Source organism: Ruegeria sp., from assembly GCF_965199275.1.
Lineage (GTDB): Bacteria > Pseudomonadota > Alphaproteobacteria > Rhodobacterales > Rhodobacteraceae > Ruegeria.
Genome location: NZ_CBDAQX010000024.1, coordinates 389,288 through 415,966, shown reverse-complemented (window position 1 = coordinate 415,966; position 26,679 = coordinate 389,288). Strand labels below are relative to the sequence as shown.

Sequence of the window (26,679 nt, the reverse complement as noted above, 5' to 3'; positions counted from 1 at the left end):
AAAAACGATCTTCAACCCTTGGCACTATGTGCCCGTCCTCAAGCGCAAGCCTGGCGCTCTGCGCAATGGAGCACCGTTCCGTGACTGGGACCTACCACCGGCAATGACGCAGATCTGGACCCATCTGCGGGGCACATCCGACGGCTGCGCAAGGCCGATGCGATCCTGAACATTGTCTCTCGGCGCACCAATCCCCCGCCGCCAAAGGCGATTGAGCCGCCTGCCCACCTGCAGCTGAAAATGGCACCGATCGCGGATTGCGCTCGCTATGACAGGCTTGGAGGCTCCCATGCAACTGCGTAAGGAAATTCTCGAACTTGCCCGTCAACTGAAGTTGCCAGGCATCGTCAACTGCTTTGACGAAGTGATGCAGGCCGCAGCCAAAAACAACTGGCGGCCCCAACAGGTCGTGGCCGAACTCCTCACGGCCGAACTGGCCGAAAAGACTGCGCGCTCGATCCGGTATCAGATGGGTGCCGCAAAGTTCCCGGTCTGCAAGTCCTTACCTGAGTTCGACTTCACGGTCAGCCCCGTCAACGAGGAAGTCGTGCGCAATCTTCATGACGGCGATTTTATGGACCAGGCCAGGAATGGCGTGCTGGTCGGTGGAACCGGATCGGGCAAAACGCATCTCGCAACAGCGATCGGGGGCCACGCGGTCAATAACCGCCGGCGGGTCAGGTTCTTCAGCGCTGTGGATCTCGCGAACAAGCTGGAGGCTGAACATCGCGAAGGCAACGCCGGGCGGCTCAGCGAGCAGCTGATCCGCGTCGACCTCGTGATTATAGACGAACTCGGTTATCTGCCGTTCGCAGAGTCTGGTGGACGATTACTCTTCCATCTCATCAGCAAACTGTACGAGCGAACGTCTATTCTGCTAACAACCAACCTCGCATTTGCTGAATGGCCGAGTGTGTTCACAGATGCCAAAATGACCACTGCTCTCCTGGATCGACTGACACACCATTGCGATATCATCGAAACCGGGAACGAAAGCTGGCGAATTAACCACCGCGACTAACCTCGAAATCGGGGAATAAATTCAAAACAGACAGCAGGTCAAACCTTCAGTCGAGCTACGCTCTCTTTTCGGTTTGACCTGCTGTCCACCCCCTCCTGAATCAACCTAAACACGACCCCCTCAACGCCCCTCTTAGCTCCAAGGGGGGTCAAATTTGGACGCCGATGGGGGGTCATTATTCAATGCCGATTGACACAGCAGCGGCTTTTCCTGCTGGAACTCCTCCCAGACCGTCACCTCCAGGTTTTCCGGATGCCGCAGTTCTTTTGCGCGTTTGATCGCGTCTTTTTGCAGCCGGGCATTCAATTCATCGAAGTCGGCCACCTCCAGACGCGGTGTAAAACTATAGGCGCGGCTCTCCTTGACCAGATTCTCAACCTGACCCTTCTCCCAACCGGCCGCGCGCGTACAGGCGATCGGGTTCACCAGATGATGAGAACACATCCGGGAGAATGCCTTGTTGAACTTTCTTTCCTTGCCCGACAGGATCGCATCGACGGCGGTCGTCATGTTATCGTAGATCCCGTTGATGCAGCCTCCACCAAAGAATTTGAAGGCCTCGTCGTGGGCATCAAAGACCATCTCCTGCGTCTCGCGCGGATAGGCAATGGAGAATGGCATGCGGCTATGGCAAAGTTTGAAATGGGCAACCTTCACGGTCGTGAGTGCACCGTCCATCAAAACCGTCTCCACACTCCAGTCGAACTGGTACGCCTCCCCAGGATCAAAGATCAGCGGGATGAACGCCTGCGCCTGTTGTCGGCCGTGCGCAATGCGCCAATTCTTTGTGTAGCGTCGAACACTGTCATACCCGCCGCCAAAACCATCATCGGAGAGTTCCTTCCAGATTTTGGTCATCCGCTTGCGGTGTTTCTTCGGAAGCGCCTCGTTCTCCTCAAGCGTTTCATCCAGACGCGCGCGCCAAGGCCCGAGCACCGGGTATGGCTGCGATTTGCGCTCATATTTGAACTCCGTCACTCCCGATCGGATTATCTTTCGAACCGTTGCACGGCTCAAATTGAGCGAACGGCAAATTTCCTTGATGCTCTTTTTTTCGATCAGGTGTAAGCGACGCACTTTTCTAATAGTTTCCACGCAAATCATCCCGCTTGCCTCTCCATCGACTGCTCAATGAAAAGGATGTCTACAACCATAGGGAGGGGTCAAATTTGGACGCCGATTTCCCCGCTTAGGGGGTCAAAATTGCACGCTTTTCTACACTTTGATTTCTTCTGCGTATCCCGTTTTGAAGCAAGAGAGCGCGCAGACGAAAATGCCAGCCAGAACTTTTGGTTTGATTGTACCGTAGTATGAAAAAGACTTGAGCATTGACTTTATGGCGACCTCACTCGAATTCTCCGAACAGGACCTACCCACTTCGCCTTGCCAGCAGGTCTTTGGCTGGAGCGCGGTGCTGAGTATTTTTAGAGGGATGACAAAGTTGAAATACTCCGTGGATTGAGGGTGTCAGGCTCTTCAGTGGATTGCGTTTTATGGAACACGGAGGAAGGATTGACGAATAGCAGTGATTTCCTGACTTCCGACCTTTTTGTTGATCTGACTGGGTTTTTGGTTTGTTTTCAGGTGTGGTTGCTCAGAGGCGCGTTGTAGTGCCCCATTATTATAAAAAGTATTGACATGGGCCTTCAGATGGCTAACCTCTTCGCCCATGTTCATCCGCACCAAACATGACGCAAAGCTCAACCGCACACGGATCCAGATCGTTGAATCCGTCCGCACCGGCTCCAAGGTACGCCAGAAGATCCTGCGCCATGTGGGTGTGGCCCATAACGACAGCGAGATTGAGGATATCAAGCGTCTGGCGGGCCGCTTGATGGAGCAATTACGCATTGATCGCTCGCCGCAAATGGAACTGTTCACGCCCACGGAATATGCCGATCTGCAGGCGCTGGTGCGCCGCGCTCCGCGGCCGGACAAGCTTGGCGTTGATCTTGCCGAGTGCCGTGAGGAGGCGCGGGTCTCTCTGGGTCTGCGGGATGTCATGGGGACGATGTATGACCAACTGGGTTGGGGGGCCCTTCTGGGGGCGGCGCGTAAAAGTGCCAATCGCATTGTGAAAGAGCTGGTTATGGCGCGGATCGCACAGCCCGAGAGCAAGCGCGCGACCGTGGAGGCGTTGGAGAACCAGGCAGGCATCACGCTCAATCTGGACGTGGTCTATCGGAGCATGGATTACATCAATACGCCGGTGATAGACGGGATTTGCAAAACCTCTCACGCGGCGGCAGAGAAGTTGCTGGGCGGGCCAGTGACCGTGCTGTTCTACGATTGCACGACCCTGGCCTTTGACACCGAGCGCGAGGACCCGGCCGAGGATGCGGACGGGGTCGAGCAGGATCATCTTCTGGCCAAGGGCTTCAGCAAGGATGGCAAGCATCACCGCGCTCAGGTCATGCTGGCGCTGATCGTCACCTCCGATGGGCTGCCTGTGGGCTATGAACTCTTCCCGGGAAACACCTGGGAAGGTCATACGCTGGAAGCTGCGCTGAAGGCGTTGGAGGGACGCTTCGACGTGGCCAGGGTCACGTTCGTGGCCGATGCCGCCATGCTCAGCAAGGACAACCAGCAGATGTTGCAGAACAAGGGTCTGCCCTACATCCTCGGCTATCGCATGAAGTCCGCCCCGGCCGCCGTGAAGGCGAACATTTTGAGCCCGGAGGGACGCCAGCCTTGGGCTGGACACGGTTCTGAAGAGGCAACCGAGAAGGGCTGGTACAAGGTGATCGACCAGGAGGGAGCGCGGGTCATTGTGACCTGGTCACCCACCCGGGCACGCAATGATGCCCACAAGCGCGACAAGGCAATCGAAAAGCTGCACAAGAAGCTCAAGCGCTCTCGCAAACCCGGCAGCTTCAGCAGCCGGGGATATGGCCGCTTCCTGGCCTTCCCCGACAGCGGGGACGTCACGCTGGATGATGCAAAGATCAAGGCAGCGGCACAATGGGACGGGCTGCATGCCATTGTTGTTCATGGTGCGGACGAACTGGAGGCACAGGACGTCATTGCCCGCTATCACCAGTTGTGGGAGATCGAAGCCTGCTTCCGCACCAACAAGCACGATCTGAAAATCCGGCCCATCTATCACTGGTCGCCGCGTCGGGTCCGGGCCCATATCGCCATCTGCTACATGGCCTTCTGCTGCCTGCAGCACCTGCGCAAGCATCTGGACCTGCTCGGACACCCGATGAGCCCGGCTCGTATCCGCAACGAGTTGAACGCATTGCAGCTCTCGATCCTGCGCCACAAAGGCACCCCTGACCGCTACGGCATGCCAAGCCATGCCACGGTCGATGCCAGACGCATCCTCACCTGCGTCGGCCTGACCTGGAACGAAGCCCCTTTCAAGATACCCCCCGGGCGCACCCGAAAAACTGGCCAGACCAAAGCCTGAGCTCCCTCAACACTCCGAAACAATCGCTGGCGAAAAAAGTCCGTGTAGTGCCTTTTGGCAACCAAGGCATAATAATATCAATGACTTATACGAAAAAATGTCGGAAGTCAGGCAAAGTTTGAAATGGGCAACCTTCACGGTCGTGAGTGCACCGTCCATCAAAACCGTCTCCACACTCCAGTCGAACTGGTACGCCTCCCCAGGATCAAAGATCAGCGGGATGAACGCCTGCGCCTGTTGTCGGCCGTGCGCAATGCGCCAATTCTTTGTGTAGCGTCGAACACTGTCATACCCGCCGCCAAAACCATCATCGGAGAGTTCCTTCCAGATTTTGGTCATCCGCTTGCGGTGTTTCTTCGGAAGCGCCTCGTTCTCCTCAAGCGTTTCATCCAGACGCGCGCGCCAAGGCCCGAGCACCGGGTATGGCTGCGATTTGCGCTCATATTTGAACTCCGTCACTCCCGATCGGATTATCTTTCGAACCGTTGCACGGCTCAAATTGAGCGAACGGCAAATTTCCTTGATGCTCTTTTTTTCGATCAGGTGTAAGCGACGCACTTTTCTAATAGTTTCCACGCAAATCATCCCGCTTGCCTCTCCATCGACTGCTCAATGAAAAGGATGTCTACAACCATAGGGAGGGGTCAAATTTGGACGCCGATTTCCCCGCTTAGGGGGTCAAAATTGCACGCTTTTCTACACTTTGATTTCTTCTGCGTATCCCGTTTTGAAGCAAGAGAGCGCGCAGACGAAAATGCCAGCCAGAACTTTTGGTTTGATTGTACCGTAGTATGAAAAAGACTTGAGCATTGACTTTATGGCGACCTCACTCGAATTCTCCGAACAGGACCTACCCACTTCGCCTTGCCAGCAGGTCTTTGGCTGGAGCGCGGTGCTGAGTATTTTTAGAGGGATGACAAAGTTGAAATACTCCGTGGATTGAGGGTGTCAGGCTCTTCAGTGGATTGCGTTTTATGGAACACGGAGGAAGGATTGACGAATAGCAGTGATTTGAACCATTGGTCGCAACGCGTGTTCGGATTGGAATTCTTGGTCATCTTACGGAGATGCCTCCAGAACCTCAGACACAATTCCATTGTAGAAGACGACGTAAACATGGCCATCTTGCTCACGTCCCCAACGCTCGACTTTACCTGTTCTGGTGATCTCGACGACATTTCCTAGGGAAAACCCATTTCTTCTCAGCCAGTTCGCCGCGGAGGCATCGCGGCTTCCAAGGAGTGACCGTCGCACCTCGGACGAATCTGCTGTTTCTATCGCTGTCTCTTTTTTCAACTGGCGACATTTACCAGTGTTCCAACCCCATTCGCGCGAATAGACCATAGCCTCAGTTTCGTCGCCGGGGTTGCCACCGGATTTGTCGACAAGAAGTACTTCAACATCCTTTTGAAATAGACCACGGAATACAGGGTAACCGTCGGTGTTCTCATTGTAGAAGGTCAGAATGGTAGCGCGGTTTTGGCCCAGAGCACCGGTCCAAACTATATGCAAAAACTGATCACCAATCGCGTCCGCTTGAAAAGTCCATCCGTCAGGTGTCGACCCATTGCAGATGGTTTGAGTGGTCATTTCTTCTGCGCTTGAGGGAGATACCAGGATCATTGACGAGAAGGCCAAGTACTTCAGCTTGGAGCAGATTGTTTGTCTTTTTACGGTTCGGTTTTTCACACTGAATGCAACCCTTTTTGGCCAAAGCGCTAATGCGATCCAACGCCAGAGACTTCGCGTCAAACAGAGCGTTTGCGAGAAACTAAGGAGGATATTTCTCTCTCTGACCGAAGCTACCAACGATGGTCTCAATGAACTGTTTCAGATGAAGCAATTGGCTTCTAAACGTGATTTGGAGAAGTGCTAGAACCGAAATTGAATTTCAATTTAGCCTGGGTATCCATTAGTCGAATTGCAACTTGCCGTAAGAAGGTAGGGGCGTTCTTTTCTGTTGGGTTGCCCATCACCTTCAAAAACAGCACTTATAGCCCTACTACATCAATCGAGAAGTCCATTTCCATCTTGATCAGCTTGATCGAAGTCTTTTTGTGTTTGTGCCTGAAACTCGTCTCGTGAGATGCGCCCGTTGTTATTTGTGTCAGCGGCTTCAAATAGTTCGCCATTTATGAACGTGCCGACTTCGCTGTTTTCAAGCTGTCCGTCGCCATTCGTGTCCATTCCTTCAAACAGGACATCCATTTGGGAAGAGAACTCTTCCTTGGTGACAGAACCGTCTTTGTTTATGTCAACAAGCGGAAGTGCCTCGCCTTGCATTTCTTGAGCGACCACTCCTGAGCTAACCAGAGTCAAAAGAATGACGGAAAGTGTACAAAAGGTTTTGGTTTTCATCTTAGCACTCCATCGCTCGACCGGCGGTTGAACCCCCGGCCACTGCACCAGCCGCGGTGGCAATAGTTTGTCCAGTCCCTCCACCAAAGCGAGATCCGATTGCTCCGCCGATTGCTGCGCCGGCAAGTGTTCCGCCTACGCATCCGAGTTCATGCTGTGTGGAATTCGAAGTGGTACAAGCGGCAATGAGTACGAAGGTTGCTGCTGCTCCGCACACTACTGTTTTGCTTTTCAACTCAATCTCCCTTCACTTGAGAAGTTCAATTTGGCGGGACGGCCAATAACGGGAAAAAGTAGAACACATCCATTTGCAGGAATTTGCGCCATCTGAAGCAATCTGAACTCAAACGCCGGTGTTCATCGTCTTGTTACAAAAACTTGAGAGAGGGCTTTCTTCATGTCGGCTGCCGCAGAGGGTCTTGTCAGAAGAACTTTGCTTGAGCGGGGCAGGGTGCTCTCGTAGCCTTCGCGCATGATTAAACAATCACCATTCAAGTACTTCAAAACCAGCCCCGAGATCATCCGCCTTGCGGTGATGCTTTACATCCGTTTCCCACTCTCGCTTCGAAATGTTGAAGACTTATTGCACCAACGGGGAATTGAGGTGAGCCACGAAACCGTCCGATATTGGTGGAACCGTTTCGGCCCGATGTTTGAATCAGAGATCCGAAGAAAACGGGTTCAGCAACTCCGAGCCTTTTCAAAATTGAAGTGGCATCTGGACGAAGTATTCGTGAAAGTGAACGGCAAACGCCACTACCTCTGGCGTGCCGTCGATCACGAAGGTGAAGTGCTTGAGGCCGTCGTCACGAAGCGTCGAAACAAAGCTGCAGCACTGAAATTCCTCAAGAAATTGATTAAGCGGCACGGTTGCGCCAAGGAGGTCTTCACAAATCGCTTCGCTTCCTACAAGGCTGCGCTCAGAGAAATGGAAGCGCTTGAAAAACAACGGACGGGCAGGTGGCTCAACAACCGCGTCGAGAATTCGCACCTCCCGTTTAGACGACGCGAACGCGCGATGCAACGTTTCAAACGCATGCGTGTCGCTAACACGCGATATGTCCGGTGTATGTAACATGCGATCTGTCCGGTTCTATTCTGTCTCTGAGAGGAGGCGTTATGAACCGAGCAGAAGTGTTACAGGAAGTTCGACTGATGAAGTTTGAAGATGTGTATTCGCGGCGAAGCGCGAACAAGCTGACGCAAGAACAGGCGGCTGAGATACTGGGTGTATCCGTGCGCACCGTCAGGCGTTGGGAGGATCGATTTGAGGCGGATGGTGCAGAAGGTCTGTACGACCGTCGGCTTGGCAAACTGGCCAACAATCGTGTTGCCACGGATAAGGTCATGGAGATGCTTGAACTGTTTGATACCAAGTACTGGGATTACACGCCGAAGCATTTCCACGAGAAGCTGGTGGCCCACCATGGTTTCACACAGAGCTACAACTGGGTGCGGCTTACACTGCAGCGCCACGGCCGGGTTCAGGCAGCACCCCGACGAGGTGCCCATCGGCGCAAGCGGCCCCGCCGTCCGATGGTTGGCATGATGTTGCATCAGGACGGCTCCAGCCATGAATGGGTTCCGGGTCAGTGGTGGGATCTGATCGTCACCATGGACGATGCCACCAACCGGGTTTATTCGGCATTCTTTGTCGAGGAAGAAGGGACGATGAGCAGTTTTCAGGGGCTGACAGAGGTGATCGAGGCGCAAGGTCTGTTTTGCTCGCTCTATGCCGATCGGGGCTCTCATTACTGGCATACGCCCGAAGCGGGCGGCAAAGTGGACAAGGACAATCTGACCCAGGTCGGGCGCGCCTTGCAGCAACTCGGCATTGAGCTGATCCCGGCCTATTCACCGCAGGCCCGTGGACGGTCTGAACGCATGTTTGGCACGTTCCAGAACCGATTGCCGCAGGAACTGCGGTCCCATGGGATCACAACCATTGAAGAGGCCAATCAGTTCCTGAAAGAGGTCTATCTTCCCGAACACAATGCCCTGTTTGCAAAGGAGCCGGAGGATACGACCTCGGCCTTCGTGCCGTTTACAGGCAATGTGCGCGACACCCTGTGTGTGCAGGAAGACCGCGTCGTCGGCAACGACAATACGGTGCGCTACAAGGGCCTGGTCATGCAGATCGCGGCAGACAGGCACCGTCATCATTTCGTCAAGGCGAAGGTCAGGGTCCACGAATACCCCGATGGTCAACTGGTCATCTTCCACGGCCCGAGATGCATTGGCCGCTACCAGCCTGACGGATCACCCATCACACAGGAGGATAGCAAACACAAAGTCGCGTGACCCGCTTCGACGTGGCGCGAACGCGGTGGCCCAAATCTACGGTCGCCTACGGCTCCCTCCGAATTGGGCCACCGCGCAATCAACTGAAGCGGACAATTGGCATGTTACCTACACCGGACAATTCAGAATGTTCTCGACACGTTTCAAACGCATGCGAAGTTTACAGAAGTTCGCCGCCGTCCACTCGTCCGTCTACAACCACTTCAACCAGGAAAGATCGCTAGCCAGCCGAGACACCTTCAAGTTTAGACGTAGCGCCGCTCTTAGCGAGTGGCGTCAGCTTTGTTCTGGATAGGTTTGTGGTTTCTGCGACAAACTAAGGCTGGTTCGAATTCGTCTGACAGAACCGGTGAAAGCTCTCCGCGACAAATCCCTGTGCTCCATCTTTCTCAAAAACCACTGACGAAAAACGATCGCGTCTATGAAAGCGCTTCAAAACAGACAAAGGTGATCAGTATGGAAAAAAACACTAGTGGAGGGGGTATGAATGATTTGTGATCGGCCAAACGCCCTGAATCTGTTAGAGGATTCGGGGAGGCGGATAGGTCTCAGGCTGGATGTTTTCGTAGGGCATTGTGACCCTGTAGTGGAGCTTAGCCTTCGCCTGTTTCCGAACAGCCCCCATAGGGCCCGGTTTTGGCCGGTGATCCTGCATAGGAGCTTGGTTTGGCCGTTCACGCCCCATTGGGGGCTCCGCCTCCTTGAGCAGGGAGTATAGCCATGGCTTACATAGGTGTCGATCTTCATACGAATTCCTTCACGATCTGTCGGCGTGAGACGGACGGATCGGAAACATTCCAAACCTTTCAACTGTCCGCGCAGGCGCTTGAGCAGTTCTGTCAGAGCCTTGATGCGGATGACGAACTGGCGGTCGAGGCCACCGGCAACACGGCCTGGTTCTGCGGTGAGGTGGAACCCTGTGTCGGCCGGATCGTTGTGGTCAACCCGCGCCAGTTTAAAGTGATCCGCACATCGGTGAAGAAAACCGATCGCAACGATGCCCGCGCCCTGGCGTTTTTCCTGTCGAAGGACATGCTGCCGGAAACCCGGCTCAAGTCCACTCAGGAAAGCGAACTGGCCTCGCTGACCCGGACGCGTGACATGCTGGTCAAACAGCGCACCATGCTGCTGAACGGCATCCACGCGATGTTTGTCCGCCACGGCATGAAGCTGAAGAAGGAAGGGTTGTCCAGCAAGAAGCGCCTGCGCGACCTGGATCTCAGCCGCTTCACACCGCTTGAGCAGGTCGAACTGGCGGCATTGCGGGACCAGGCGCTCGGCCTGACCGAAACCCTGAGCCGTCTCGACAAGGCCATCGAGGAGGCCGCCTCGGCCATGAAAGGCTTTGAGGGGCTCACCAGCATCAAGGGGATCGGTGCGCGATCTGCCGCGGTCCTGCTGGCGGGGATCGGCAGGGTTGAAGACTTCTCCGACGCGGACAAGCTGGCCGCCTATGTCGGCATCGTGCCCAAGGTGAGCAACTCAAACGAAACCGAACATCACGGGCGGATCACGAAGCGCGGCAACAAGCTCATGCGCACCACGCTGGTGCAATGTACGCTCATCGCGATCCGCTATTCGGGATATCTCAACAGCCATTATCGGCGCATCAAGGAACGCCGTGGCGCGGGCAAGGCGATCATAGCCACTGCCCGCAAGCTGCTCAAGATCATCTATGACACGCTCAAGAACGGCTGGGTCTTCGACGATTTTGTCGAATTTAAAATCAAACAAAATCAATGTCATGCTTGACAATCATCATAGGAGCGAAACGCTGGAACTGATAGAGCTTGCTTCGTGGATCAGCAGCGGACCAAAGCGGTGCAAAAACTGCCATTGCCACAATTCCGTTGCGCCTTTTTAACTTCTCTTGTCGGATTTTCTCTTGTTGAAACTTCGTTGCTTCGTCAGCGGTCTGGAAATCGTAGTTGTCTTTCATTTTCTACTCCTCGTGACTAAAGGGAAGTTAGAGGTTGAAAATCGATTTCCACAGTTGACTGAAAAAAGCGGCAATCTGGCACACTTATCCGCACGGATGCCAGGTTGAAGTATCCGCATAGCTGTCGCGTTTGGTGGTCGGAGAAACTGCAAATTTGGGCTTTCAGCAGTCGTTAGCGAAGGCTTGTCAAAATGGCCGCTTTGGGCCGCGAGTTTCCCCCGCGATGAGAACGGCGAACTGCAGCTTTGTCCGCATAGCGGTCGTTTTCTGCAACTTGCTTGAATGTCTACTTTGCGGACGAAGCAGACATTCGCATCTTACAACCCAATGACTGCTGTTATGCCTTCCTCGCATTGATCTCGAGCTTCGGCTTGAAACGAAGAGCATCAATTCAAGCAAACCGAACGTTCTAGACCTTCTGGCAACCTGTTTCCTAATGAATGCACCAATCTCTTGTACAGAGTCGTCTGCCTCGGGGCATCGTCCAACGTTCAAGTGCCAAACGTGGGTTCGTCCTTTGAACTTTGGGACTTCAGTTGTGACGCCTTGATCTCGTAGACGATTGGCAAGGGCCTTCGAGTCGTCAACCAGTATTTCGGTTTCGTCCACATGAAGCAGGCAGGGTGGTGCACCGACGAAGGTGCCAAGCACAGGCGAAACTTCGGGGTCGCTTGGATCGTGTCCGCCAAGATAGGCATCTTTGCCTCGAACGATCCAGCGCATCGGGACCAAATGGTCGGAGCCCACATTCGTCTCGAGCGATGCATTGGTCAGCCGCAGGTCAGAGATTGGTGCAATTGCGGCGACTGCAACGGGTTTCTGCAATCCGCGGCTACAAATGCGATGCAACAAGGCGAACACCAAGTTGCCACCTGCGCTATCACCGACAAGACTGATAGGGCCTGCATCGGGAGCAGCGCACAGCGCTTCAAACGCGAAAGTGGCTTGGTCAAGGGCCGTTGGAAAGCGATGTTCTGGAGCGAGCCCATAGTGAAGAAAATGCCCTATTTGGTTTGCTGCTTTTCCAAGCTCAGAAACCAGATGCCGATAACCGCGTAAGTTGCCGATCATGAAAGCACCGCCGTGCAGATACAGCATACTACCGCCAGTCGGTGTCGGGCCAATCTGACAAACTGTTGTGCGAACCGAGTCAGTACCAAGACCCAAATGCTTCTCCGTCAGCGTTAAATCGCCGGGTGTCTTCAATGTGATTGCCGCGCTTAGATCAGCAATACGGCGCACCGTTGGCTGATGCCCGATCAAGGCGATTACTGGTTTTTGAACAAACCGTGCGTAGCCGTTCCAGAATTTCTGTTGACTTGAAAGCATAAGTCTTGGTCGCGCTAAAATTTAACGCTGTCAACAATCTCGCCTCTGGCGCTCATTCTGGCAGAAGACACTCGCTTGATATGCAAATACGTCGAAATGGGCTCAGTGCAGTCATTCGCTGCAACTTGCTTGAACGACTGCTTTGCGGAAAATTTTTACTAAAGCGGAAAATGCGTCTTCTTGCTTCAGCCCGTACAAATGTTGCTAAGAAAGCTCTTCTCCTAGGTGCGCGATACCCGAAGCCAGTAGTCGTCTCGCCTCGTAGAGTTCACGCTGACCAGACATCAGGTTTGGAGGCAGAGCACCTATCTTTTCAGAATGCTGGATTGATATCTCTAGCCTATCAGCCGCTTCGATTGCGGCTTTTAGTGCAGCCTTGATGGCGGTCCTATCGGAATTGGGCAGGTGAGTTCCAGCCATTCCTCCGCTGTTTGTCCATGACCCTCTCTTCATTTTTGTTCCTCGCTCAGGCGGCCCCATTTTGGTAGCAGTGACTTATCTATTGCGGCGGTTGTTCTATCCGTACGTCGCATTTCCTCGACCTCCGCACGAAGTGAGGACAGTTCTTCAAGCCCTTTGAGCTGGGCGTGACGACCCATGACATCCTGAAGAAGCAATGCCTGTTGCAAGCTGATTTCGCCCCGCGATGCTGCAGTTGTGGTCCGCTCTGATGCGACTAGGATATCTTCAATAGAGCTCAATTTGTTCTTGTCAGCCAATTGAACGAAGTCACAGCGTGCAGGAGGCCGAACCCGATCGACGAGCCATTGGGCTACGGTTGGATTGCCGTTATCAAGCTCGTCGGAAATTACGTCAGTGGCGCGCCTGTAGAAAAGCGTGCAATTTTGACCCCCTAAGCGGGGAAATCGGCGTCCAAATTTGACCCCTCCCTATGGTTGTAGACATCCTTTTCATTGAGCAGTCGATGGAGAGGCAAGCGGGATGATTTGCGTGGAAACTATTAGAAAAGTGCGTCGCTTACACCTGATCGAAAAAAAGAGCATCAAGGAAATTTGCCGTTCGCTCAATTTGAGCCGTGCAACGGTTCGAAAGATAATCCGATCGGGAGTGACGGAGTTCAAATATGAGCGCAAATCGCAGCCATACCCGGTGCTCGGGCCTTGGCGCGCGCGTCTGGATGAAACGCTTGAGGAGAACGAGGCGCTTCCGAAGAAACACCGCAAGCGGATGACCAAAATCTGGAAGGAACTCTCCGATGATGGTTTTGGCGGCGGGTATGACAGTGTTCGACGCTACACAAAGAATTGGCGCATTGCGCACGGCCGACAACAGGCGCAGGCGTTCATCCCGCTGATCTTTGATCCTGGGGAGGCGTACCAGTTCGACTGGAGTGTGGAGACGGTTTTGATGGACGGTGCACTCACGACCGTGAAGGTTGCCCATTTCAAACTTTGCCATAGCCGCATGCCATTCTCCATTGCCTATCCGCGCGAGACGCAGGAGATGGTCTTTGATGCCCACGACGAGGCCTTCAAATTCTTTGGTGGAGGCTGCATCAACGGGATCTACGATAACATGACGACCGCCGTCGATGCGATCCTGTCGGGCAAGGAAAGAAAGTTCAACAAGGCATTCTCCCGGATGTGTTCTCATCATCTGGTGAACCCGATCGCCTGTACGCGCGCGGCCGGTTGGGAGAAGGGTCAGGTTGAGAATCTGGTCAAGGAGAGCCGCGCCTATAGTTTTACACCGCGTCTGGAGGTGGCCGACTTCGATGAATTGAATGCCCGGCTGCAAAAAGACGCGATCAAACGCGCAAAAGAACTGCGGCATCCGGAAAACCTGGAGGTGACGGTCTGGGAGGAGTTCCAGCAGGAAAAGCCGCTGCTGACGCATCTGCAGAAGCCCTTCGTCGGGTTCCGTGAAAAGACGGTCGCCGTGAGCCGAACCTGCCTGATCAACTTCGAAAGAAACAAATACAGCGTTGAGGCAAGAGCTGTTGGACGTCAGGTCCAGTTGCAGGTCTACGCCACGCGGATTGTCCTGCGCCAAGACGGTGAGATTGTCGGAGAGCACGAACGGTGCTTCGGCCGAGGAAAAACGATCTTCAACCCTTGGCACTATGTGCCCGTCCTCAAGCGCAAGCCTGGCGCTCTGCGCAATGGAGCACCGTTCCGTGACTGGGACCTACCACCGGCAATGACGCAGATCTGGACCCATCTGCGGGGCACATCCGACGGAGACCGGCAACTTGCCGATATTCTTTTCGCTGCTTACCAGCACGACATTGATGTGGTCGAGGCTGCCTGCGAAGAAGCTCTAAAATCTGGCCTGCGCAAGGCCGATGCGATCCTGAACATTGTCTCTCGGCGCACCAATCCCCCGCCGCCAAAGGCGATTGAGCCGCCTGCCCACCTGCAGCTGAAAATGGCACCGATCGCGGATTGCGCTCGCTATGACAGGCTTGGAGGCTCCCATGCAACTGCGTAAGGAAATTCTCGAACTTGCCCGTCAACTGAAGTTGCCAGGCATCGTCAACTGCTTTGACGAAGTGATGCAGGCCGCAGCCAAAAACAACTGGCGGCCCCAACAGGTCGTGGCCGAACTCCTCACGGCCGAACTGGCCGAAAAGACTGCGCGCTCGATCCGGTATCAGATGGGTGCCGCAAAGTTCCCGGTCTGCAAGTCCTTACCTGAGTTCGACTTCACGGTCAGCCCCGTCAACGAGGAAGTCGTGCGCAATCTTCATGACGGCGATTTTATGGACCAGGCCAGGAATGGCGTGCTGGTCGGTGGAACCGGATCGGGCAAAACGCATCTCGCAACAGCGATCGGGGGCCACGCGGTCAATAACCGCCGGCGGGTCAGGTTCTTCAGCGCTGTGGATCTCGCGAACAAGCTGGAGGCTGAACATCGCGAAGGCAACGCCGGGCGGCTCAGCGAGCAGCTGATCCGCGTCGACCTCGTGATTATAGACGAACTCGGTTATCTGCCGTTCGCAGAGTCTGGTGGACGATTACTCTTCCATCTCATCAGCAAACTGTACGAGCGAACGTCTATTCTGCTAACAACCAACCTCGCATTTGCTGAATGGCCGAGTGTGTTCACAGATGCCAAAATGACCACTGCTCTCCTGGATCGACTGACACACCATTGCGATATCATCGAAACCGGGAACGAAAGCTGGCGAATTAACCACCGCGACTAACCTCGAAATCGGGGAATAAATTCAAAACAGACAGCAGGTCAAACCTTCAGTCGAGCTACGCTCTCTTTTCGGTTTGACCTGCTGTCCACCCCCTCCTGAATCAACCTAAACACGACCCCCTCAACGCCCCTCTTAGCTCCAAGGGGGGGCAAATTTGGACGCCGATGGGGGGTCATTATTCAATGCCGATTGACACGCGCCCGAGCATCTCTTCAAGCCGTTCGCCCGCAAGCCGTGCTGCACGTGCTTTAATGCCATTTGCGCCCCGCGGTCGGCCGGTTGACTTTGGCGGTTTGTGCCCGGGCAGGAACTTGCCATCCGGGCCGCGTTTAGCTTGTTGCTCGTCGTGAGGCATAGAACCGTCAATCCCGTCATATATACGTCAATAATGCTGACATAATAGCTTAACTTTGCGTTCTTGTCACTGTCTTGGGATTGACCCGTGGGTTACGGAGTTCGAGAGCGAGGCTTTCCGCTCACTTGAGTGAAAAACCAAATCGGCTGTTGCATTCCCACAAAGAAATCAAGACGTGAGGATACCTCCAAGGCCTTCCGGCATCACATGCTCAACGCTCAATTCCTTGGTTACAAGACATGCGACACACCTAGGATGCTCCCACTCAATTCTCAATTTCAGTTCCTCAATGTTGAATGCACGTTGGCCAAGTTGTCTGGATGAAGGTGATAGCACCGCGCGACAGCAAGGTTTTGGACTGCCAAATTGGTTTCATTAGCCCAATTGACAGCAGTTGAAATCAGGAGAATTCAGTAATACGTGGGGGTTGGTGTGGGGTTGAGAGCCCCTGACACGCAAAATGCGCAGTGTTTTCAAGAAGGATTTGGTGGAGCCTAGGGGAGTCGAACCCCTGACCTCTTGCATGCCATGCAAGCGCTCTCCCAACTGAGCTAAGGCCCCTTCCGGGTACTGCCGAAGCAGTGGGCGGACGTTTATGAGACAGCGCGCACGAGTGCAAGAGCAAATTTAAAAATCTGCGAAAAACTAGGCGCCGCCTCGCGCAACGAAAAAGGGCGGCCAATGGCCGCCCCCGTATCGGATCAGTTTTCGTCTTCTGACGACATGTCCTTGATGTCGTCCAGCGAAACATCATCATTACCGTCGTCATCATCGTCCAGCAGATCGTCATCCAGGTCGACGTCGACATTGTCGTCATCATCCAGAACCAGGTCATCCTCGGATGCGTTTTCGCGCGCTTTCTTGGTTGCCGCATCTTCGGCATCGGCGGCGATCATCCGGCTCTTGCCGGTTTCAAGTTCCACGATCTCGCCCGTGTAGGGGCTGACGATCGGGTCTTTGTTCAGGTGATAAAACCGCTTACCGGTGGTCGGACAAACGCGCTTTACGCCCCATTCTTCCTTGGGCATGTCAAATCCCCTTGATATCAGGTGAGTCGTCTAAATGAGTCAGTTCACCTGCCACAGGCGGCGGGTGCTGTCAAAGCCTTTGCGCGGAAGAGGACGGGATATGGGGGAACACGCTTTGCCGGGCAGGCCGCCAGTGCCGCTGACGCTGCGCAAATCCGCGCGGGCGCGGCGGATCAGTCTGCGGATTTCCCAATTGGACGGGCGGGTTACCCTGACTTATCCAAACGGCGTGCCCGAGATCGAGGCGTTAAACTTCGCGCGCAGCAAGGAAGACTGGATCCGCCAGAATTTGGCGGGTCAGCCCGAGAGGGAGGACGTTCGCGTCGGCGGCCTGATCCCGGTCGAAGGCATTGAGCGCCGAATCGTCCCGGCAACCGGTCGGCGCGTTCAGCTGGGCGCGGACACGGTGGCCGTCCCCGCAGGGGCTGAGGGACGTCGATTGGCCCGTTTTCTCAAGGAACTTGCTCGGGATCGTCTGAGCGAGGCCTGTGATGACTACGCCGCCATTCTGGGCCGGTCCTACACGACCCTGTCTTTGCGGGACACGCGGTCGCGCTGGGGGTCGTGCAGTTCCCACGGCGGGTTGATGTTCTCGTGGCGCTTGATTCTGGCTCCGCCCGAAGTTCTGCACTATGTCGCTGCGCATGAGGTGGCGCATCTGGCGGAGATGAACCACTCGCCGGCTTTCTGGGCGCAGGTGGAGCGTATTTTCGGTCCCTATGATACACCGCGTCGCTGGTTGAGGGACAACGGAGCCGTGTTACATCGCTTCCGATTTGACGGGCCAGCGAGTTGACGTCACCGAATTTTGTGATCACATGAGGCCATGATAACGACACGGCCCACAGACTCGAGTATCGCAACGCATGATCGGGTCTATCGCACTCTGAGATCGCGCATTCTGCACGGAGAGATTGCGCCGGGCGAGGCTTTGACCCTCAGGGGCATTGGCAAGGAATTCGGTGTCTCGATGACGCCTGCGCGTGAAGCGGTGCGCCGGTTGGCGGCTGAGGGGGCTTTATTTTTGTCGTCATCGGGGCGCGTCTCGACGCCTGAGCTGACAAATGACCGGATTGAAGAGCTGGCCGCCTTGAGGGCCCTGCTTGAGGTGGAACTGGCCAGTCGTGCTTTGCCTCGCGCGCACATGGCGCTGATCGACCGGTTGCAGAGCATCAATATGAACGTCGCCGAGATGGTGACCAAGCGCGATGCGGTGGGCTATATCCGGACGAACCTGGAATTTCACCGAACGCTCTACCTGCGAGCGCAAGCGCCTGCGATGCTGGCCATGGCGGAAACCGTTTGGCTACAGCTTGGCCCGACCATGCGTGCGCTCTATGGCCGATTGCGGCGCACCGAGCCGCCCCACTACCACAAACTGATCATCGCTGCGCTGAAAGCGGGGGACGAGCCGGGCCTGCGCCTCGCGGTCCGGTCGGATGTGACGCAGGGCTTGCGGTTGCTGGTGAGCTGAGCAACCAACCGCCGAGCGTCTTGATCAAGTCCAATCTTGGCTTGTCGTTCTGGTTTGCGGGCGCGGACTGCGCTACGCTGGGGCAAATCACAAACCAGAGCAGATTTCAGTCATGATCAACAGACGCAGTTTTTCACTCGGCCTCGGTGCGGTGTTTTTGGCGGCGTGCAGTGATGCAACCACACCGGCGCGCGCGCCTGCATCCCGAATGCAGCCTGTTTCCAATGCGGGCTATGATGCCTGGGTGGCAGGTTTCAAATCCCGCGCTTCCTCACAGGGCATCTCACAATCCACACTGAACCGCGCATTTCAGGGGGCAGGCTATCTGCCCGGCGTGATCGAACGGGACCGCAATCAGGTCGAGTTCAAACGCTCGCTTGAGGACTATCTGGCCATCGCCGCCTCGGATGAGCGGATCAGTACCGGCAAAAAGATGCTGCAACGCCATAATGGTGTTCTGTCGCAGATTGAGGCGCAATACGGCGTCGACAAAGAGGTCGTCGTGGCCGTTTGGGGGCTGGAGAGCCGCTACGGCGCGCGCCGCGGTGATGTGCCGGTGATCTCGGCAACCTCGACGCTAGCCTATGACGGGCGGCGTGGCGCGCTTTTTGAAAAGCAATTGATCGCGGCCTTGCAGATCATTCAGGCGGGCGACACCTCGGCGGACAACATGACCGGCAGCTGGGCTGGCGCGATGGGGCATACGCAGTTCATTCCGACCTCGTATCTGGCCTATGCGGTCGATTTCACCGGTGATGGGCGGCGCGATATCTGGTCCGAGGATCCGTCGGACTCATTGGCCTCAACCGCTGCCTATCTGTCGCGCGCGGGTTGGGTGCGTGGTCAGCCCTGGGGCGGAGAGGTCGGCACCGTTTCCGGCACGCCCGTCGCGGTCTTGCAGCCGCAGGTTCCCGGCCCAAAGATCGCCGTGTTCCGCAATTTCAACGTGATCAAACGCTACAACAACTCGGACAGCTACGCGATCGGCGTGGGCCATCTTTCCGACAGAATCGCCGGTGGTGCTCCGTTCAAGGCATCGTTTGGGCCGGATGAAACAGGGCTCACGCTAGAAGACCGCAAAGAGCTGCAACGCCGCCTGACTTCGGCCGGGTTCGATACAGAAGGCGCGGACGGCGTGATCGGCAAGAAATCCGAAGCCGCGATCAGCGGCTATCAGCGCGCCAATGGCTTGGCCGTAACCGGCAAGCCGTCGATTGAGTTGTTACGCCGGCTAGGCGGCTGACGGTTTACGCCGCCAGCCCTTTCGAGCCGATATCCAGGAACTTCTGACGGCGGTCCTTGATCAGGGCTGCCGCATCCTTACCGTCCAGCTCTTTCAGCACGGCGGCGATGGCGGCACGGACCGATTCAATCGCGGCCGGACGATCCCGATGGGCGCCGCCCTTGGGCTCGGTGATGATGCGGTCGCAAACACCCAGCTTGTAGAGGTCTTGAGCGGTTAGGCGCAGCGCTTCGGCGGCCTCGCGCATCTTCTCGGCGTCTTTCCACAGGATCGAGGCGCAGCCTTCGGGTGAAATCACCGAATAGACTGAATGCTCCAGCATCGCGACGCGGTTCGCCGTGGCAAAGGCCACAGCCCCGCCAGAGCCACCTTCGCCGATGATGACCGAAACCAGAGGCACGCCGATTTTCAGGCACATCTCGGTCGACCGGGCAATCGCTTCGGACTGACCACGCTCTTCCGCGCCCTTGCCGGGGTAGGCCCCCGCGGTGTCGATCAGGGTCACGACCGGCAGACTAAAGCGCCCGGCCATCTCCATCAGGCGGACCGCTTTGCGGTATCCTTCGGGACGGGCCATGCCGAAATTTCGTTCGATCCGCGATTTGGTGTCAGAGCCTTTCTCATGCCCGATCACCATCACCGGCTGATCGTTGAACCGGGCCAACCCGCCGATCACAGCCAGATCGTCGGCGAAGTTGCGATCCCCGGCCAGTGGAGTGAACTCGGTGAAAAGCTCTTTGACATAATCCTGACAATGGGGGCGTTCGGGGTGGCGCGCGACCTGACATTTCCGCCAGGGGGTCAGATCGGCATACAGCTCATCCAGCAGCTTGGCGGCTTTGGCGTCCAGAGCTGAGGCTTCTTCGGCCACATCCATCTCTTCATTGGCGCGGGCCAGGGCGCGCAGCTCTTCTGCTTTGCCTTCGATCTCGGCCAGCGGTTTTTCGAAATCCAGATACTGGGTCATGACGCCTCTCAACGCGGAAGTTCCCTGCTATATGACGCGTGGTCGCTTGGGATGCAACTCAGCAAGATTTGTGAGAGCCGATTATGCGACCACGATTGGGCAGAGAGAAGGAAGGGATGCCAAATGGCAACCAGTTACGAGGACCGCATCCTGCGGGTGCTGACCTATATCCACGATCACCCCGATGGGGATCTGTCGCTGGATGCGCTGGCGGATGTCGCCGCGATGTCGCGGTTTCATTGGCACCGCGTATTCCGCGCGTTGACAGGCGAGACCTGTGCCCAGGCGGTGCGTCGGATCAGGCTGCACCGTGCGGCGGTCCAACTGGTCCGGTCAGATACCTCGGTGTCGCAGGTTGCGCATTCCGTTGGCTACCCCAACCCGAACTCTTTCATCCGGGCCTTTACCGAGGCCTATGGCAACAGCCCCGCCGCTTTCCGCAAGGCCGGTCGGTTTCTGCCAGCCCATCCAAACTTTAGAACCGGAGGATATCCGATGCATCCCGTGACCACCCGAACCGAACCCGCCCGCCGCGTGATCGCCTTGCCGCACAAAGGCGCATATTCCGAAATTGGCAAGAGCTTTGAGGCGTTCGGCGCATTGTGCGAATCTCGTCAGCTTTGGCCTCAGGTTGGCCCTGTGGTTGGTATCTACTTTGACAGCCCCGATGAGGTGCCAGAGGATCAGTTGCGCAGCTATGCCGGGGCCGAATTTCGTGGGGAAGGCACCCCCGATGGGATGGAGGACGTGCAGATCGCCGGGGGAAAGACGGCGGTGCTGACCTACAAAGGACCCTATTCTGGCTTGGAGGCCGCCTACCACAGTCTTTTCGGGAATTGGTTGCCTGAATCAGGGGAAGAGCCAGCAGATCAACCCTGCTATGAGATCTACCTCAACGATCCGCGCGATACTGCGCCAGAAGATCTAGTAACCGAGATCTGCCTGCCGCTGAAGTGATCAGCTCGGCCACAACACCGGATAGAGCGAGGCCACAAGCAGGGCTGCCATTGTCCAGTTGAACACCACCAACCGGCGCGGATTCGTCAGGACCCGCGCCATTTGCTGCCCCAGAACCGTCCAGGTGCTGACTGAGGGTAAGTTGACCGCTCCGAACACAAGCGCAACGATGATGATGACATTGAAGGTCTGCCCTGGCACATAGGCCGTCGTCGCGGTCAGCGCCATCGCCCAGGCCTTTGGGTTGACCCATTGAAAGGCGGCGGCCTGTAAAAAGCTCATCGGCGTGCCCACCTCAGCGCCTTTCTCGGCCGGAGCGGCATGCGCGATTTTCCACGCCAGATACAACAGATACGCGACCGAGGCTGCCTTCAGCACCGTGTAGCTGACCGGGTATTGGTTGAAAACCTGCACCAGACCCGCGCCAACCAGCAGCACCATGAAGGTAAAACCAAGCCCGATTCCCAGCATATGAGGAATCGTGCGCCGAAAGCCGAAATTGGCGCCAGATGCCATTAGCATCAAGTTGTTCGGTCCCGGCGTAATGGACGAGACGAAGGCAAAGGCGATCAGGGCCAGGAGGATATCGTAGGTCATGCGAGGGATACTTACCGCAAATGGCACAAATGAAATTGCGTTATTGTGCGTGAATGATCTAGATTAACAACTAATGACTAAAATGGATCGAATAAACCGCGAAATATTGCGTGAACTCTCATCGGATGGGCGCATCAGCAATCTTGAGCTTGCGGATCGTGTCGGACTGTCCCCCTCGGCCTGTTTGCGCCGCGTGCAAGAGTTGGAGAAGGCCGGAGTCATCACCGGTTACCGGGCGGTTCTGGACCCGAACGCGCTGGGCAAGGGGTTTGTCGCCTATATCGGCGTTGGTCTGGGAGAGCATACAAAGGCTGCTCAGGAAGGCTTTGAACGGGCCTTGCAGCGCGCCCCCGAGGTGGTGGAATGCCACAATATCACCGGTACGATCGAATACCTGCTGCGCGTGGAATGCTCGGACCTTCCTTCGTACAAGATTTTTCACACCGATGTGCTGGGAACACTGCCCCATGTCACTTCGATCACGTCATATGTGGTCATGGGGTCGCCCAAGGATTGGCGGAGTTGATCGAAGGTTTACGTCTTATTGGACGGGAATTTGACTCTAATTCCGCAAAATGCTTCGGTGCGGCCTGACAGATATCAATTGGGGGAGGCGACATGTTTCGCGACTGGCAATAATCTCAACCCTTGCGGTCCTCGCAGGCACGGCAAGTTTTGCGGCGGAAACTGCAGAGCTTGCTCCGGTGCAGACCGATGTGAAGCCTGGCTTGAACGTGGTCTATGCAGAAGCGCCGAAAAAGATCAAAAGCCTTGAGCAGGCACGGGAGTTGATCGACACGATTGGTGTAGCTGCGGACCCGGTGCCCGCATTTGATTTTCGCGATACCGAAGACGGTGATCCGGTTATGACAGCCTCGCAGCCTTATAATGTTGCAGCGGAAATCACCGGGCTGATCAGGATTGATGAACCGGGTATGTACCAGTTTGAGGTTCATTCAAACGATGGTGCGGAAACCAAGCTGGGTGGCCAGACCATCGGGTATTACGATGGCACCCAACCCTGCGAAGGCAACGGAGTTACCGAAATCGAGATCCCTGAGGCGGGTTGGTACGAACTCACCACCTTGTATTTCCAGAAGGGCGGGAGCTCTTGCCTGATGATGAAATGGGGCAAGGACGGTCAGGACCTCGAATGGGTCCCGAACGATATCTTCGGACACAACTGAACCAGAACAAGGCACCGTTTTGGTGCCTTGATCCGATTTGGCTTAGCCGTTCGCTCCAATCAATTCGGCTTGCGCGACGATGACCTCGGCCTGTTTGATCGACGCGATGTCTACCAGACGGCCCTTGTATACTGTCGCGCCTTCACCATTGGCTTTGGCTTGTTCCATCGCGGCCAGGATTTCGCGGGCCTCAGAGACGGCCTCGTCCGACGGGGTGAAAACCTGATTGGCCAGTGCGATCTGTTTGGGGTGGATCGCCCATTTGCCGACCATACCCAAAGTGGTCGAACGTTTGGCCTGTGCGATATAACCCTCATCGTCGCTGAAATCACCAAAGGGTCCATCGACCGGCAGAACGCCATGGGTGCGGCACGCGGCGACGATGGCCGCTTGCGCCCAATGCCACGGGTCTGACCAATGCTTCTCGCCTTCGCGCAGCATGTAGTAGTTCTCTTGCGTGCCGCCGATCCCGGTGGTCTGCATGCCCATGGACGCCGCAAAGTCCGCAGCCCCCAGGCTCATCGCCTGCATCCGGGGCGAAGATGCGGCGATCTCCTCGACATGGGCAATACCCGCAGCGGATTCGATGATAACTTCGAACGAGATCGGCTTACTCCGGCCCTTGGCGCGCTCAATTGCGGTCACCAAAGCGTCCACGGCGTAGACATCCGCCGCGCAGCCGACTTTGGGGATCATGATCTGGTCAAGGCGGTCTCCGGCCTGTTCCAGAACGTCCACCACATCGCGGTACCAATAGGGTGTATCCAGCCCGTTGATCCGCACGGACATGTATTTATTGCCCCAATCGACGGTGTTCAGTGCCTCGATGACATTGGCGCGGGCGATGTCCTTGTCAGAGGGTGCAACCGAATCCTCAAGGTCCAGATTGATCACATCCGCAGCAGAGGCCGCCATCTTCGGGAACAGCTTTGTGTTCGAGCCGGGGCCGAACAACTGGCAACGGTTTGGCCGCGCCGGAGCGGCGGGTTGGATGCGGAAACTCATCAGGACCTCGCAAGAGTAATGAAGTTACGTTTTGGTTCTCGTTCGGGATATTAAATTGCGCAATGCGGCGCAAGGGTCATTGTGCAGATGCGGCAATGCGCGCGCAGCATTTCTTGCGCAAGGCGCAGTTCGCGGGTGCTTAAAGTTTGTTCAGTTTAAAAACTTCGAAGAATTTTGCGACCAGACGTCAAAACGCGCGAAAAAATATTGGTGAGGGGACGTATGTGGTGAAAATTCGCGAAACGCTCGTTCACGTGGTTCTTTAGTTTGGCGCGGAATCAAAGGAGTGCGATGCAATGATCGAGACACCGTATCTGTTGTTTTTGGGCGATGCGCCCGACCAGTTGGCTGCCAAAGTTGCCATCGGCATCCGTGACTGGCGTCCGGAAAACGCTGTAGGCCAGTACCGCATGGAGGGCTGCAAGGCCGATCTGGGTATGACCGACATGACTTTGGCCGAGGCCAAAGAGGCCGGCGCGAAGACGCTGGTTATCGGTGTCGCCAACCGCGGTGGCGTGATCAGCGAGGCCTGGAAAACCGTTCTGATCGAGGCGCTCGAAATGGGCTATGACATCGCGTCGGGCCTGCACAACCTTTTGCGGGACGAAGGCGATCTGGTCGCGGCCGCCCAAACCCACGGTTGCACCTTGCACGATGTGCGTGTGCCGACCGTTGGCTACCCCATCGCAAACGGCAAGAAGCGCAGTGGCAAACGTTGCCTGGCCGTCGGCACCGATTGCTCGGCGGGCAAGATGTATACGGCGATGTCGATGGATGCCGAGATGCGCAAGCGCGGCATGAAGTCCACCTTCCGCGCCACGGGTCAGACCGGTATTCTGATCACCGGCCAAGGTGTTCCGCTCGACGCAGTTGTTGCGGATTTCATGGCAGGTGCGGTCGAATACCTGACGCCCGATAATGATGAAGATCACTGGGATCACATTGAGGGGCAGGGCTCTTTGTATCACGTGTCCTATTCGGGCGTCACCATGGCGCTGGTCCATGGCGGTCAGCCCGATGCGCTGATCCTGTGCCATGAGCCGACACGGACCCATATGCGCGGCCTGCCCGAGTATTCGCTGCCGACGCTGCAGCAGCTGCGCGACACGGCCCTGCCGCTTGCACGGGTTGGCAATCCGGCCTGTCAGGTTGTTGGCGTTTCGGTCAACACCCAGCACCTCAGCGAGGATGAGGCCACGGCCTACCTGGCCAAGGTCGAGGAAGAGATGGGCCTGCCCACCACTGACCCTTACCGCTTCGGTGCCGGAAAACTGGTGGATGCTCTGTCCGCTCTGTGATCAAAGAAACCCGCCGGAGGATCGCCTCCGGCGGGCGTATTTTTGAAAAGATGAAGGAGCGGGCGCGTGCAGGTTGAGGTCTCTCGTGATGTGTTTCGGCTGGCGCAGGTGTTCACCATCTCGCGCGGGTCGCGGACCGAAGCAAAAGTTCTGACGGTTCGAGTCTCGGACGGAACTCATCAGGGCTGGGGCGAATGCGTGCCTTATGCGCGCTATGATGAGACGCTTGAGTCGGTCGAAGCTAAAATCGCGGCGCTGCCTGCCGAGTTCACGCGGCAATCGCTGATGGACCTGCTGTCCGCCGGGGCCGCGCGGAACGCCGTGGACTGCGCTCTTTGGGATCTGGAGTGTAAGCGAGCGGGCAAACGCGTTTGGGACCTGGCCGGTCTGCCGGTTCCGGGGCCTGAAATCACCGCCTATACCCTGTCTTTGGCGACGCCCGAGGCGATGCGGAAGCAGGCAGAAGAAAACGCGCATCGGCCGCTTTTGAAGATCAAGCTGGGCACACCGGACGACATGCCCCGGTTGGAGGCCGTGCGTGCAGGCGCGCCAAAATCCAAGATTATTGTTGATGCCAACGAAGGTTGGTCGGCTGAGGTCTATTCGGATCTGGCACCTCATCTGGTGCGGCTGGGTGTTGAACTGGTCGAACAACCGCTGCCCGCAGGCGAGGACGACGCGCTGGTCGGTATGGAACGTCCGGTGCCTGTCTGTGCTGACGAATCCTGCCATGACCGGACCAGCCTGCCCAAACTAAAGGGCAAGTATGATGTAGTGAACATCAAGCTCGACAAGACCGGAGGTCTGACCGAGGCTTTGCTGCTGCGCGAGGCGGCGTTGGCTGAGGGCTACAAAGTCATGGTCGGCTGTATGGTCGGCAGCTCTCTGGCCATGGCCCCTGCGACATTGCTGGCACAGGGTGCGATGGTGACAGACCTTGACGGCCCGCTTCTGTTGGCCGAAGACCGCACCAACCCGCTGATTTTTGACGACGCCGGAGTGCATCCGCCCAGTGCGGCACTTTGGGGCTGAGGAGAGT

27 protein-coding genes, 1 tRNA gene and 2 pseudogenes are annotated in these 26,679 nt (G+C 56.3%); 16 read left to right on the top strand and 14 right to left on the bottom strand.

Annotated elements, in window-relative coordinates; translation table 11 throughout:
• Positions 1-289: 289 nt before the first annotated feature.
• Complete coding sequence (gene istB, locus ACOERD_RS26965; RefSeq protein ID WP_419737606.1) at positions 290-1,021, top strand: IS21-like element helper ATPase IstB; 732 nt, start codon at positions 290-292, stop codon at positions 1,019-1,021.
• Between the two features lie 132 nt (positions 1,022-1,153).
• Here istB (ACOERD_RS26965) and istA (ACOERD_RS26960) read toward each other — a convergent pair whose 3' ends face one another.
• A complete protein-coding gene (gene istA, locus ACOERD_RS26960) occupies positions 1,154-2,125 on the bottom strand; it encodes an IS21 family transposase (protein ID WP_419741051.1) in 972 nt (323 codons plus the stop codon).
• Between the two features lie 387 nt (positions 2,126-2,512).
• Positions 2,513-2,698, bottom strand: a complete 186-nt coding sequence (locus ACOERD_RS26955; RefSeq protein WP_419741050.1) for a hypothetical protein — start codon at positions 2,696-2,698, stop codon at positions 2,513-2,515.
• On the opposite strand from ACOERD_RS26955, the gene ACOERD_RS26950 reads away from it, so the two are divergent.
• Positions 2,691-4,433 (top strand): IS1634 family transposase, encoded by a 1,743-nt coding sequence (locus ACOERD_RS26950; RefSeq protein ID WP_419737624.1) that lies wholly within the window; start codon positions 2,691-2,693, stop codon positions 4,431-4,433. The two genes, ACOERD_RS26955 and ACOERD_RS26950, sit on opposite strands and share 8 nt — an antisense overlap.
• 6 nt (positions 4,434-4,439) lie before the next feature.
• Here ACOERD_RS26950 and ACOERD_RS26945 read toward each other — a convergent pair whose 3' ends face one another.
• The 4 genes from ACOERD_RS26945 to ACOERD_RS26930 all read right to left on the bottom strand — a co-directional run bounded on the left by ACOERD_RS26945 (position 4,440) and on the right by ACOERD_RS26930 (position 7,008).
• A complete protein-coding gene (locus ACOERD_RS26945) occupies positions 4,440-5,018 on the bottom strand; it encodes a hypothetical protein (RefSeq protein WP_419741049.1) in 579 nt (192 codons plus the stop codon).
• 474 nt (positions 5,019-5,492) lie between these two features.
• Entirely contained in the window at positions 5,493-6,023 is a 531-nt protein-coding gene (locus ACOERD_RS26940) for a hypothetical protein (RefSeq protein WP_419741048.1), read from the bottom strand.
• Positions 6,024-6,440: 417 nt separating this feature from the next.
• Positions 6,441-6,716 (bottom strand): EF-hand domain-containing protein, encoded by a 276-nt coding sequence (locus ACOERD_RS26935; protein ID WP_419741055.1) that lies wholly within the window; start codon positions 6,714-6,716, stop codon positions 6,441-6,443.
• 76 nt (positions 6,717-6,792) lie between these two features.
• Positions 6,793-7,008: a glycine zipper 2TM domain-containing protein gene (locus ACOERD_RS26930; RefSeq protein WP_419741054.1), complete on the bottom strand. Its 216-nt coding sequence runs from the start codon at positions 7,006-7,008 to the stop codon at positions 6,793-6,795.
• A 255-nt stretch (positions 7,009-7,263) separates the two neighbouring features.
• Here ACOERD_RS26930 and ACOERD_RS26925 point away from each other — a divergent pair.
• From ACOERD_RS26925 to ACOERD_RS26910, 4 genes and pseudogenes are all read left to right on the top strand, one after another.
• Positions 7,264-7,833 (top strand): annotated as a pseudogene (locus ACOERD_RS26925) (IS6 family transposase); the annotation flags it as partial.
• 77 nt (positions 7,834-7,910) lie between these two features.
• On the top strand, positions 7,911-9,092 hold the full coding sequence (locus ACOERD_RS26920) for an ISNCY family transposase (protein ID WP_419737631.1): 1,182 nt from the start codon (positions 7,911-7,913) through the stop codon (positions 9,090-9,092).
• Between the two features lie 139 nt (positions 9,093-9,231).
• A pseudogene (locus ACOERD_RS26915) lies at positions 9,232-9,387 on the top strand (IS6 family transposase); the annotation flags it as partial.
• Between the two features lie 425 nt (positions 9,388-9,812).
• Positions 9,813-10,844, top strand: coding sequence for an IS110 family transposase (locus tag ACOERD_RS26910; protein ID WP_419737763.1), 1,032 nt, complete (start codon positions 9,813-9,815; stop codon positions 10,842-10,844).
• Here ACOERD_RS26910 and ACOERD_RS26905 read toward each other — a convergent pair.
• The 3 genes from ACOERD_RS26905 to ACOERD_RS26895 all read right to left on the bottom strand — a co-directional run bounded on the left by ACOERD_RS26905 (position 10,819) and on the right by ACOERD_RS26895 (position 13,079).
• Positions 10,819-11,031, bottom strand: coding sequence for a hypothetical protein (locus tag ACOERD_RS26905; protein ID WP_419741047.1), 213 nt, complete (start codon positions 11,029-11,031; stop codon positions 10,819-10,821). The two genes, ACOERD_RS26910 and ACOERD_RS26905, sit on opposite strands and share 26 nt — an antisense overlap.
• Positions 11,032-11,217: 186 nt before the next feature.
• Entirely contained in the window at positions 11,218-12,360 is a 1,143-nt protein-coding gene (locus ACOERD_RS26900) for an alpha/beta hydrolase (RefSeq protein WP_419741046.1), read from the bottom strand.
• A 449-nt stretch (positions 12,361-12,809) separates the two neighbouring features.
• The gene (locus ACOERD_RS26895; RefSeq protein WP_419741045.1) at positions 12,810-13,079 is read right to left on the bottom strand and encodes a hypothetical protein; all 270 of its coding nucleotides are present in this window, start codon (positions 13,077-13,079) and stop codon (positions 12,810-12,812) included.
• 223 nt (positions 13,080-13,302) lie between these two features.
• Between ACOERD_RS26895 and istA (ACOERD_RS26890) the strand changes: the two genes are divergently transcribed.
• Both istA (ACOERD_RS26890) and istB (ACOERD_RS26885) read left to right on the top strand, forming a co-directional pair.
• Positions 13,303-14,811: an IS21 family transposase gene (gene istA / locus ACOERD_RS26890; RefSeq protein ID WP_419737605.1), complete on the top strand. Its 1,509-nt coding sequence runs from the start codon at positions 13,303-13,305 to the stop codon at positions 14,809-14,811.
• The gene (istB, locus tag ACOERD_RS26885) at positions 14,798-15,529 is read left to right on the top strand and encodes an IS21-like element helper ATPase IstB (RefSeq protein WP_419737606.1); all 732 of its coding nucleotides are present in this window, start codon (positions 14,798-14,800) and stop codon (positions 15,527-15,529) included. The genes istA (ACOERD_RS26890) and istB (ACOERD_RS26885) overlap by 14 nt, the downstream gene beginning before the upstream one ends.
• Positions 15,530-16,369: 840 nt before the next feature.
• Here istB (ACOERD_RS26885) and ACOERD_RS26880 read toward each other — a convergent pair.
• Positions 16,370-16,445: transfer RNA gene (locus ACOERD_RS26880), tRNA-Ala, on the bottom strand.
• 140 nt (positions 16,446-16,585) lie between these two features.
• Positions 16,586-16,912 carry a TIGR02300 family protein gene (locus tag ACOERD_RS26875; protein ID WP_419741044.1) on the bottom strand — a complete coding sequence of 109 codons (327 nt, stop codon included), beginning with the start codon at positions 16,910-16,912 and terminating at the stop codon, positions 16,586-16,588.
• Between the two features lie 100 nt (positions 16,913-17,012).
• On the opposite strand from ACOERD_RS26875, the gene ACOERD_RS26870 reads away from it, so the two are divergent.
• The 3 genes from ACOERD_RS26870 (at position 17,013) to ACOERD_RS26860 (ending at position 19,629) form a co-directional block, all read left to right on the top strand.
• Positions 17,013-17,708, top strand: a complete 696-nt coding sequence (locus ACOERD_RS26870; RefSeq protein ID WP_170719544.1) for a SprT family zinc-dependent metalloprotease — start codon at positions 17,013-17,015, stop codon at positions 17,706-17,708.
• Positions 17,709-17,738: 30 nt separating this feature from the next.
• Positions 17,739-18,386: a GntR family transcriptional regulator gene (locus ACOERD_RS26865; RefSeq protein WP_170377611.1), complete on the top strand. Its 648-nt coding sequence runs from the start codon at positions 17,739-17,741 to the stop codon at positions 18,384-18,386.
• A 112-nt stretch (positions 18,387-18,498) separates the two neighbouring features.
• Complete coding sequence (locus tag ACOERD_RS26860; protein ID WP_419741043.1) at positions 18,499-19,629, top strand: lytic murein transglycosylase; 1,131 nt, start codon at positions 18,499-18,501, stop codon at positions 19,627-19,629.
• 4 nt (positions 19,630-19,633) lie between these two features.
• Here the strand turns inward: ACOERD_RS26860 and ACOERD_RS26855 are convergent, their stop codons facing one another.
• Positions 19,634-20,596: an acetyl-CoA carboxylase carboxyltransferase subunit alpha gene (locus tag ACOERD_RS26855; RefSeq protein WP_419741042.1), complete on the bottom strand. Its 963-nt coding sequence runs from the start codon at positions 20,594-20,596 to the stop codon at positions 19,634-19,636.
• 123 nt (positions 20,597-20,719) lie between these two features.
• On the opposite strand from ACOERD_RS26855, the gene ACOERD_RS26850 reads away from it, so the two are divergent.
• Positions 20,720-21,553, top strand: coding sequence for an AraC family transcriptional regulator (locus tag ACOERD_RS26850; RefSeq protein WP_419741041.1), 834 nt, complete (start codon positions 20,720-20,722; stop codon positions 21,551-21,553).
• Here the strand turns inward: ACOERD_RS26850 and ACOERD_RS26845 are convergent, their stop codons facing one another.
• On the bottom strand, positions 21,554-22,150 hold the full coding sequence (locus tag ACOERD_RS26845) for a LysE family translocator (RefSeq protein ID WP_419741040.1): 597 nt from the start codon (positions 22,148-22,150) through the stop codon (positions 21,554-21,556).
• A 73-nt stretch (positions 22,151-22,223) separates the two neighbouring features.
• Here ACOERD_RS26845 and ACOERD_RS26840 point away from each other — a divergent pair, with 73 nt between their 5' ends.
• Both ACOERD_RS26840 and ACOERD_RS26835 read left to right on the top strand, forming a co-directional pair.
• A complete protein-coding gene (locus tag ACOERD_RS26840; protein WP_419741039.1) occupies positions 22,224-22,676 on the top strand; it encodes an Lrp/AsnC family transcriptional regulator in 453 nt (150 codons plus the stop codon).
• A 178-nt stretch (positions 22,677-22,854) separates the two neighbouring features.
• A complete protein-coding gene (locus ACOERD_RS26835; RefSeq protein ID WP_419741038.1) occupies positions 22,855-23,337 on the top strand; it encodes a PA14 domain-containing protein in 483 nt (160 codons plus the stop codon).
• A 42-nt stretch (positions 23,338-23,379) separates the two neighbouring features.
• Here ACOERD_RS26835 and ACOERD_RS26830 read toward each other — a convergent pair whose 3' ends face one another.
• Positions 23,380-24,342, bottom strand: coding sequence for an L-malyl-CoA/beta-methylmalyl-CoA lyase (locus tag ACOERD_RS26830; protein WP_419741037.1), 963 nt, complete (start codon positions 24,340-24,342; stop codon positions 23,380-23,382).
• A gap of 296 nt (positions 24,343-24,638) precedes the next feature.
• Here ACOERD_RS26830 and dgcN point away from each other — a divergent pair, with 296 nt between their 5' ends.
• Positions 24,639-25,640 carry an N-acetyltransferase DgcN gene (gene dgcN, locus ACOERD_RS26825; RefSeq protein ID WP_170691032.1) on the top strand — a complete coding sequence of 334 codons (1,002 nt, stop codon included), beginning with the start codon at positions 24,639-24,641 and terminating at the stop codon, positions 25,638-25,640.
• A gap of 66 nt (positions 25,641-25,706) precedes the next feature.
• On the top strand, positions 25,707-26,672 hold the full coding sequence (dgcA, locus tag ACOERD_RS26820) for an N-acetyl-D-Glu racemase DgcA (protein ID WP_419741036.1): 966 nt from the start codon (positions 25,707-25,709) through the stop codon (positions 26,670-26,672).
• Positions 26,673-26,679: the final 7 nt, after the last annotated feature.

Bases quoted from the DNA above. Each gene is read 5' to 3' on its own strand.
- istB (WP_419737606.1), top strand. From the start codon at position 290: ATGCAACTGCGTAAGGAAATTCTCGAACTTGCCCGTCAACTGAAGTTG.
- istA (WP_419741051.1), bottom strand. From the start codon at position 2,125: ATGATTTGCGTGGAAACTATTAGAAAAGTGCGTCGCTTACACCTGATC.
- ACOERD_RS26950 (WP_419737624.1), top strand. From the start codon at position 2,691: ATGTTCATCCGCACCAAACATGACGCAAAGCTCAACCGCACACGGATC.
- ACOERD_RS26955 (WP_419741050.1), bottom strand. From the start codon at position 2,698: ATGAACATGGGCGAAGAGGTTAGCCATCTGAAGGCCCATGTCAATACT.
- ACOERD_RS26945 (WP_419741049.1), bottom strand. From the start codon at position 5,018: ATGATTTGCGTGGAAACTATTAGAAAAGTGCGTCGCTTACACCTGATC.
- ACOERD_RS26940 (WP_419741048.1), bottom strand. From the start codon at position 6,023: ATGACCACTCAAACCATCTGCAATGGGTCGACACCTGACGGATGGACT.
- ACOERD_RS26935 (WP_419741055.1), bottom strand. From the start codon at position 6,716: ATGCAAGGCGAGGCACTTCCGCTTGTTGACATAAACAAAGACGGTTCT.
- ACOERD_RS26920 (WP_419737631.1), top strand. From the start codon at position 7,911: ATGAACCGAGCAGAAGTGTTACAGGAAGTTCGACTGATGAAGTTTGAA.
- ACOERD_RS26910 (WP_419737763.1), top strand. From the start codon at position 9,813: ATGGCTTACATAGGTGTCGATCTTCATACGAATTCCTTCACGATCTGT.
- ACOERD_RS26905 (WP_419741047.1), bottom strand. From the start codon at position 11,031: ATGAAAGACAACTACGATTTCCAGACCGCTGACGAAGCAACGAAGTTT.
- ACOERD_RS26900 (WP_419741046.1), bottom strand. From the start codon at position 12,360: ATGCTTTCAAGTCAACAGAAATTCTGGAACGGCTACGCACGGTTTGTT.
- istA (WP_419737605.1), top strand. From the start codon at position 13,303: ATGATTTGCGTGGAAACTATTAGAAAAGTGCGTCGCTTACACCTGATC.
- istB (WP_419737606.1), top strand. From the start codon at position 14,798: ATGCAACTGCGTAAGGAAATTCTCGAACTTGCCCGTCAACTGAAGTTG.
- ACOERD_RS26875 (WP_419741044.1), bottom strand. From the start codon at position 16,912: ATGCCCAAGGAAGAATGGGGCGTAAAGCGCGTTTGTCCGACCACCGGT.
- ACOERD_RS26870 (WP_170719544.1), top strand. From the start codon at position 17,013: ATGGGGGAACACGCTTTGCCGGGCAGGCCGCCAGTGCCGCTGACGCTG.
- ACOERD_RS26865 (WP_170377611.1), top strand. From the start codon at position 17,739: ATGATAACGACACGGCCCACAGACTCGAGTATCGCAACGCATGATCGG.
- ACOERD_RS26860 (WP_419741043.1), top strand. From the start codon at position 18,499: ATGATCAACAGACGCAGTTTTTCACTCGGCCTCGGTGCGGTGTTTTTG.
- ACOERD_RS26855 (WP_419741042.1), bottom strand. From the start codon at position 20,596: ATGACCCAGTATCTGGATTTCGAAAAACCGCTGGCCGAGATCGAAGGC.
- ACOERD_RS26850 (WP_419741041.1), top strand. From the start codon at position 20,720: ATGGCAACCAGTTACGAGGACCGCATCCTGCGGGTGCTGACCTATATC.
- ACOERD_RS26845 (WP_419741040.1), bottom strand. From the start codon at position 22,150: ATGACCTACGATATCCTCCTGGCCCTGATCGCCTTTGCCTTCGTCTCG.
- ACOERD_RS26840 (WP_419741039.1), top strand. From the start codon at position 22,224: ATGACTAAAATGGATCGAATAAACCGCGAAATATTGCGTGAACTCTCA.
- ACOERD_RS26830 (WP_419741037.1), bottom strand. From the start codon at position 24,342: ATGAGTTTCCGCATCCAACCCGCCGCTCCGGCGCGGCCAAACCGTTGC.
- dgcN (WP_170691032.1), top strand. From the start codon at position 24,639: ATGATCGAGACACCGTATCTGTTGTTTTTGGGCGATGCGCCCGACCAG.